This is a genomic window from Moraxella oculi, from assembly GCF_023336735.1.
Taxonomy (GTDB): domain Bacteria; phylum Pseudomonadota; class Gammaproteobacteria; order Pseudomonadales; family Moraxellaceae; genus Moraxella; species Moraxella oculi.
The window spans coordinates 1-7,591 of the sequence record NZ_JAMBAQ010000026.1 but is presented as its reverse complement, the minus strand read 5'-3'; the positions used below and the strand labels follow the sequence as shown (position 1 = coordinate 7,591).

Annotated in this window: 11 protein-coding genes; all 11 read right to left on the bottom strand. The window is 35.6% G+C overall.

Annotated features, from left to right (window positions below; all coding sequences use genetic code 11):
• Positions 1 to 435, bottom strand: a 435-nt coding sequence (locus tag M2R47_RS08720) for a hypothetical protein (protein WP_249102136.1), incomplete at its 3' end; no start/stop codon positions are given.
• Positions 432 to 629, bottom strand: a complete 198-nt coding sequence (locus M2R47_RS08715) for a hypothetical protein (RefSeq protein WP_249102133.1) — start codon at positions 627 to 629, stop codon at positions 432 to 434. The genes M2R47_RS08715 and M2R47_RS08720, both read right to left, overlap by 4 nt.
• Positions 622 to 1,029, bottom strand: a complete 408-nt coding sequence (locus M2R47_RS08710; protein ID WP_249102132.1) for a hypothetical protein — start codon at positions 1,027 to 1,029, stop codon at positions 622 to 624. Before M2R47_RS08710 ends, M2R47_RS08715 begins: the two co-directional genes overlap by 8 nt.
• A gap of 23 nt (positions 1,030 to 1,052) precedes the next feature.
• Positions 1,053 to 1,235, bottom strand: coding sequence for a hypothetical protein (locus M2R47_RS08705; RefSeq protein ID WP_249102130.1), 183 nt, complete (start codon positions 1,233 to 1,235; stop codon positions 1,053 to 1,055).
• Between the two features lie 210 nt (positions 1,236 to 1,445).
• Positions 1,446 to 1,979, bottom strand: coding sequence for an ankyrin repeat domain-containing protein (locus M2R47_RS08700; protein WP_249102128.1), 534 nt, complete (start codon positions 1,977 to 1,979; stop codon positions 1,446 to 1,448).
• Between the two features lie 169 nt (positions 1,980 to 2,148).
• On the bottom strand, positions 2,149 to 2,691 hold the full coding sequence (locus tag M2R47_RS08695; RefSeq protein WP_249102122.1) for an ankyrin repeat domain-containing protein: 543 nt from the start codon (positions 2,689 to 2,691) through the stop codon (positions 2,149 to 2,151).
• On the bottom strand, positions 2,688 to 3,623 hold the full coding sequence (locus M2R47_RS09590) for a polymorphic toxin-type HINT domain-containing protein (RefSeq protein WP_335341986.1): 936 nt from the start codon (positions 3,621 to 3,623) through the stop codon (positions 2,688 to 2,690). Before M2R47_RS09590 ends, M2R47_RS08695 begins: the two co-directional genes overlap by 4 nt.
• Positions 3,624 to 3,640: 17 nt before the next feature.
• Positions 3,641 to 4,093: a hypothetical protein gene (locus tag M2R47_RS08685; RefSeq protein ID WP_249102119.1), complete on the bottom strand. Its 453-nt coding sequence runs from the start codon at positions 4,091 to 4,093 to the stop codon at positions 3,641 to 3,643.
• Positions 4,093 to 4,440, bottom strand: coding sequence for a hypothetical protein (locus M2R47_RS08680; protein WP_249102117.1), 348 nt, complete (start codon positions 4,438 to 4,440; stop codon positions 4,093 to 4,095). Before M2R47_RS08680 ends, M2R47_RS08685 begins: the two co-directional genes overlap by 1 nt.
• A 10-nt stretch (positions 4,441 to 4,450) precedes the next feature.
• A complete protein-coding gene (locus tag M2R47_RS08675; RefSeq protein WP_249102115.1) occupies positions 4,451 to 5,041 on the bottom strand; it encodes an ankyrin repeat domain-containing protein in 591 nt (196 codons plus the stop codon).
• The coding region (locus M2R47_RS08670; protein ID WP_249102113.1) for a polymorphic toxin-type HINT domain-containing protein at positions 5,031 to 7,591 on the bottom strand (2,561 nt) is incomplete at its 5' end. The genes M2R47_RS08670 and M2R47_RS08675, both read right to left, overlap by 11 nt.

Below are 7,591 nucleotides of genomic sequence, written 5' to 3'. Positions count from 1 at the left end.
CTGAATAAAATCACTCACATCACGCATCCAAAATGGTTCGTCTTCATCGGTTAAGCTGTCGTAGAATTCTAGGGGTTGCATTTGGTCTATTGCACAGTAGGGTATGTTGAATATAATCATTCTAATTACACCATTTTCATTATTTTCTTTTGAAAAAAACAATAATTGTTCTGATAATCTATGCAATATCTTAATTAAATTATTCAATATATTATTATGAGAAATAATAAAATTTTCTGAATCAATTTTCTTCAATACATCTATAACTATAATGGATCCATCGTAGTCAAGATACCCTTTATAAAGCTTTTTGATTGCAAAAACTTCTTTGTCATCCAATCTACACGCAAATAACTCAGAAAAGAACGAATAAACCTCATTTCTTTCACCTAATGAAATTAGGCTAGCTACGCCCATTAAACCAACTTCAATCATTTATTATCCTCTATAAATTTAATGTTTTCTAACTTAATAAATCCATTGGATTTATTTACAATTCTTGTCTTGATGTCCAAAAGATCTTGATCTGTATATGCTTGACCCCTTAAATCAATATAAATCTTTTGCACCATACCTTTGGGTAGGTGCTTATCTCTTTCTTTGGCTTGTTCTGTGATGATATTATTCATCAACCGTCAAATACCACACCATAAACTCATAAAAACTATCCCAATGTTTTAACTGGTCTGTTCCCAGTAGGTGTTGTTCACCCAAACCACAATCCCAAACGCTATTATCATCTATATTGTAAAAATACCCCCCTCCGCCTTCACCTGTGGTAAAAAGAATGTAATTTTTTGGAATGTCCCAGTTTTTGTGGGCATATATGGCGGCATCCAACCCTTGTGGGGGTAAAATATCACACATTTTTGCACTTGCATCAACATTGCAAACAATATGACCACAAAAAAAATTTTTATAAAAATTATAGAACTCGCTATTAGGTGGAATATTGAATTCTATTAATTTTTTCTCAGCATCTGTTTGCTTTACCTTATCTCGTTTTCCAGCTATTGGCTGTTTACTCATTAAATATTGTATTATATTTAGCATCATTTTTTACCTAAATTGATAAGTTTTTCTAATCGATCTTTCCAGTATTGGGTTTGATCATTATTAAACATTTGTCTATTAACTGGAAAATTTGGATGTGCCTGAGGTAAATAAGGGTGTATCGCTTGTTTGCCATTTTCATTTTTAGTACCTAAATGAGTCTGTTGTGTTATTTCAAACAAAGCACCTCTTCCATTCTGTCATGAATGATGAATTTAGATTTGTTCGTATTGACCGTTTTTAAGAATATAAGGGGCAGATCCTTTTTTCATTAAATCTGCATTAGAAAATTCTTGATTGTTGATTTTGATTCTTAAGTTTAAATCAATATCTTGCTGATAAACTGTATATTTTAGCCCAGTACCCTTACCAGGGGCTTGTCAATTTTTGGGTTAAGCATATTTTTTCATTATCTCATAAATATCAATTTCCCACTGTGGACTACATTCATTAGGCTTTCTGCTTTCAAGAATGGTTCTACCTGATCCGTCACCCATTAAATTATGCACATTTGCACCTTTTTTTAACATTAACTCCAATACATCCAATCTCTCTTTGGTGTACCCAGCCATAGATAAAGGGCGTAAACCGTCTATATTGGAAATATTAGGGTCAGCTCCTGCGTTCAATAAAACAATCGCAACATCTGCATTTCTGCTACGCAAAGCATAATGCAGTGAGGTCATTCCATAAATATCTTGAGCGTTAACAGGAACGCCTTTATCAATAAATAATTGAATACTTTTCACTGGTACAGGTTTGTCATTTGGATTGGTTCCCATTAATAACTCATGCAACCAATTCCATCTTTCAACTTCAGAAACTTTAAGACAATCAACCTTGTGTATGTCGATTAATTTTTCTGCAATATCAATTTCTCCATTCATCAATGCACAATACACTTCAAACTCAATATCATAACTCATTTTTCAACTCCACATTGATGTTTTTTGCAAAAATTAATCATATCTTGCCTTAATTTTTTTGGAATAGTATTTCCAGGCATTTCTCCTGAATGACTACGATTGTCAGACATATTTTCAAGTCTAAAATTTTCGGGTCTAGCATTAACATACTCATTAAATTCTATTGAAATCAGGCATATTTTTTCATTATCTCATAAATATCAATTTCCCACTGTGGACTACATTCATTAGGCTTTCTGCTTTCAAGAATGGTTCTACCCGATCCATCACCCATTAAATTATGCACATTTGCACCTTTTTTTAACATTAACTCCAATACATCCAATCTTTCTTTGGTATATCCAGCCATAGATAAAGGGCGTAAACCATCTATATCAGGGATATTAGGGTCAGCTCCTGCGTTCAATAAAACAATCGCAACATCTGCATTTCTGCTACGCAGAGCATAATGCAGTGAGGTCATTCCATAAATATCTTGAGCGTTAACAGGAACGCCTTTATCAATAAATAATTGAATTACTTCCACTGGTACTTTGTGTTCAGGGTTTACCCCCATAAGGAGTTGGTGCAACCAATTCCATTTATCATTTGGGGTTATTTCCAAATAATCTAGGTTGTATTTTTCCATGGTTTTGATGCCATCAACAATATCACCATCATGAAAAAAGCAAAAAGCTTCAAAAATTTGGTTGTCGTGTTCAGAAAAGGTCATTTTTTAACTCCTCTTAATTGATTAAGGAATTCAGTCATATCTTTTCTGAGTGTAGGAGGTATATCTTTTCCTGACATTTCATCGATATGACTTCGGTTTACGGATCTATTTTCAAGCTGAAATTTATTAGAACGAGCATTGACATACTCATTAAATTCTGCTTGAGTCATTTTTAATTCTTCTGCAACTATCTCCAATCTTCTGTGTTCAAAACCTGCAACATGACCAATATCTATCGGACCTTTAATAGTCTTACCTGTTTCAATATGTTCGTAATCACCGTTAGGTAGCTTCTTGTAATTTTTCATAATTGCTTCCATTGTGTCTGAACGCAAATATGGACGATGATAACCAGTATCTACTTTTGGGTTATTAGGATCATTTGCAAAATATTGATTATTTTCATCTTTTACAACCTTATTGCCATTTACATCGTATGAATAGTTTATGTCAGTTCTGTCTTCATGCTTAACAGAAATCTGACCATTGGTTGTTTCAACTTCAATATATTGTGCTTTTTTATCACCTTGTTTCCAATCAGGATTTTTGATTACTTGTACAGTACGCCCATTATCATCAAATTCATAAACAGTATTATTGCCAACCTGTTTTTGTCTTGCATTATTTGGAATATCTACCCAGCAATCTTTATTATGCACCCACACCGATTCAACCCCATCAATACCCTTAATAAAGAAGGTGTGGTCTATGTCTACTTCTAGGTTATAGCTATTTAGCGGTGTTGCTTCAGTATGAATGGCAATGACGGTTTGATAATTGCCTTTATCATCAATCAGACGATGACCGATTTCAATGTCTTTGGCACCGACCCAGTAGGCACTTGTTAGATTGCCTTTGTAGCGATGACCTGTTGATGGCTTAGGCGGTGTGGTGTCGCCTGTAAAATCTACAAAATAATGATGAAGTTGGATTTTTATATTTTTTAGAATTACCTCTGAATAAAATCACTCACATCACGCATCCAAAATGGTTCGTCTTCATCGGTTAAGCTGTCGTAGAATTCTAGGGGTTGCATTTGGTCTATTGCACAGTATGGGATATTGAATATAATCATTCTTATATAACCAATTCTATTATCGCACTCTTTATAAAATACTAATGTTTCCAATAACTTATTTAATATTTTTATCATTTTGTCAATAGCATTAAATTCATCAAGTAACATTTTATCTTGATTTTCTTGTTTTATCTTAATTAGTAATGAGATAACCTGTTCTGTTTCTTTTTGATTTAAGTATTTTTTAAATAACCTATCAATCAGATTTAAATCAATAGTATTATCTTTAACTAAATCTCTTAAGGTTTGATAAAGATTAAAAACAAAACCCCTATCCTTTTTTAAAGAAATTATAGAATTTAATCCATTAAAACCTATTTCCATTATTCATCCTCCAAAAATTTAATATTATCCAATTGAATAATATTGTTAGATTTTTTTATAATTCTTTTCTCAATATCTTTTTTATCAGCTGGGCTATATTTCTGTCCCCTTAAATCAATATAAACCTGTTGCACCATACCTTTGGGTAGGTGCTTATCTCTTTCTTTGGCTTGCTCTGTGATGATATTGATTAAACCATTCCGATTGTCGTGAATATCATAGTTTTTGACTTCAATACTACAAATATTGCCAATGCACCAATCAGGTCTGACGGAGTCTGGTGTACCATAATCAACTTCTTTGCCATCTTTAAAACTAACCTGTTCTCTTGCTCCAACAGGTAGCATTTTAACAACGTTATTTTTCCTGAAAATTCTCAGTTAATCTATCTACAAGTGGTTGTAGATAAGGCTTGTAAGACTGTTCTCCTTTTGAGTTGTAGGGGCGTAAAGCCATTTTTAGATATTCAAAAAAAGAAACTTTTGCACCTTCTGCCACCAGCACATATGGATCTATGCCATATTCAAACATATATTCAAAAATAGGCACATCTTCTTCTAAAATAATTTTTCCAACCAACTGTTGTAATGCAGTTACACCTCTTTCATTTCTAATATGCGGGTTGGCACCTGCTTTTAATAGTGCCAATACTGCATCAGCATTATGCTCACGCACAGCATAATGTAGCGGTGTTTCTCCATATTGATTTTGAGCGTCTAATGGTACACCTTGCTCAATATAAAAATTAATCACTTCTACAGGCGAAGGGTTAAGTGTATTTGCAGAGTGTAGCCAATTTGATTTATCGCTATTAATATATAGCACATCAAAGGATTTATCTTCTAAAAAGACTTTTTTTAGAAAGTCAATATTTCCTTGCCAGTTTGCACCTATAATCTGCATTGCCAAATTTTCTTGCATTGGTTGGTTTACAGGTTTAGTTTGCATAGTTTGTATCCTCATCTAAAAATTTTTGCATATCTTTTTTAATCTCATCTAAATCTTCTAGACTTTTATTTTCGCCTTGATGACTGAGATTAAATTTATCATTTTGCAACTCAAAATGACCTGGTCTGGCATTGATATAGTCATTTAGGGTTGCTTGATCCCAGCCAAGCTCGGTGGCGGCTGCGATAATTCGTCTATTCTCCCAGTTTGTTTTATGACCATAATGATAAGGCGGTTCAATGACGTTGCCATACTCATCTAGGGCTTTTCCATCAGCGTTGTAGCTGTGACTTGCTTCAATCAAACGCTTTGTGTCCGCCCTTAAAGAAGGTCTGGTTAAATCAGTATTTAATTTATTTGGGTCATTAACATAAGTATTCCCTTTTTCATTAACAGCCTGACCAGCCTTATTCCGATAAGGATCACCTGCTTGATGGTCTTTGGTATGATATACCGTCTCATTACCGATTTTTGTTTCAATTAAGGTGATTTGCTTGCCATTAACATTGGCGATATAAGTGCCATCAGGTTGTTTTTGGTAACCATTGGGTAATTTTCTATAACAATCATTATGCACCCATACCGACTGAGTCCCATCAATGCCCTTAATAAAGAAGGTATGGTCTGTGTCTACTTCTAGGTTATAGCTGTTTAGCGGTGTTGCTTCAGTATGAATGGCAATGACGGTTTGATAATTGCCTTTATCATCAATCAGACGATGACCGATTTCAATGTCTTTGGCACCAACCCAGTAGGCATTGGTTAGATTGCCTTTGTAGCGATGACCTGTTGATGGCTTGGGCGGTGTGGTGTCGCCTGTAAAGTCCACAAAATAAGGGTGTAAACCATCTGAAATGATGGTTTGTTTGACCCCATCACTATTGACAATAGTAATGCGTGTGGTGTCAGGGTCTATGCTGTTAATGGTTTGCAAGACTTGACGGTAATTGGTTTTACCTGTGATTTCATTTTTGGCGAATACCCAGTCATTGATTCTAATGCTAGAAATGGGCTTATAGCCAAACAAGGTTTTTACTTGCATTGAACCGTGGAAAGAGCATTTTGTTGACGCAAGCAGTGTGCCAGTATGGGGGTTGTTTGGGGTTGGCGAGTTTGTTGTTTTTGGTGTATTAGCTATTTTTATGGCATTAATACCGCCACCAAATGCTACACTAGATAATCCAACATTTGTGCCTGTATAACCTGTTGATTTACCTTCTTGGTAGTGAGCTTGCTGCCCTTTGCCTTGCATTACCTCGAGATAGTGTTGCATGACACCCATCTCTTTTTGTTCTTTAAAATTATTGGCGGCATCAATAGGGTTTAAGATAACATCTACGACTTGTTCAGCTTGTGCGTATGCGGCCATCGCTTGTGTTGCTGCATAGGTTGCAGGATCTGACAGTGCACTAGTCACATGATCTTTGATGCTGTTTGCAAAACCAATTGTGGTATCATAAACAGCATTGCCAAATCCATCATTGGTGCCTTGAATTCTTGCGTTCGTTGCCTCACTACCATAACGATACTGTACGGGGTCTTGTAGAGCAGCATAACTAATGAGATGTGATAGACGATCCTTATCCCTAAAAGTATTTTTCAAAAATAGATCTCTATCTTTAAAGTCGCTTGGTGTAGCGGTAAAAGCAGCACCACTCTCATTTACATAATGCCAATATCTGGGATCGTCTGATGAATAAATAGCAAAGAGTAAAATTCCTGGATCATATGTTCCTTGGAGAAAGCTCTTAAGCTCCACAGAACTGAGAGTTTGGCCGCTAGAGTGCTTTGATGAATTTAATAGAAAATCATAAGCTTCTTTATAAGCATTTATTTCTTGAGCCGAGCTTGCATCATTATCATAAGCCTGCCTCCAATCACCATCTATATGATATAAAGCACCTCTAGTCAACAACCTTTTTGCTTCTGTTTCACTAAGTCCCTTTTTATTTGCATATATTTTTGATAATAAATTAATAATTTCAAACTCAAGGTCATGCAACTGCCTATTATTCACATCCGTATTTACCGCATAAGCTGTACTGCTGGTATCCAGTCCTGTGCTTGTACCAATGCCTGCCAAGGCTAAGCTGAGTGCAGATTGACTGATGCTTTTAGCAGTGCTCGTGTCCAAACCTTGTTCAATGAGTTTTTCTGTCAATTTGGCTTGTATGTCGTTGAGTTTAGGGGCGATACCTGCTATCGCTCCTGTGCTAAGCGTGCCTTCTATCGTACCTGTGGCAAGCAGTCCCATTGCCGTATGCAGTGCCACACGGTAAATCCCACCTTCTGCCCACTTTTGTTGCTCCGTTGTTTTTTCTTCAGGGGTTAGATTTGGATCGCTTGCAATGCGTTTGATTTGATCTTTACTGAAATCAGCCACTACCTTTGGAGCCTCTCTCCCAAACTCTGTGGTAATCACTGTTTGGGCATTTAACTCTTTTAATGCTTGCTCCTTATCAAAGTCATTAGCAATGATTTGATTTAGCTCATCTTGCACTTCTGGTTGGTTGAAGTTTTCTGTATTGATGTGGCTAAGTCCTGCTTGGT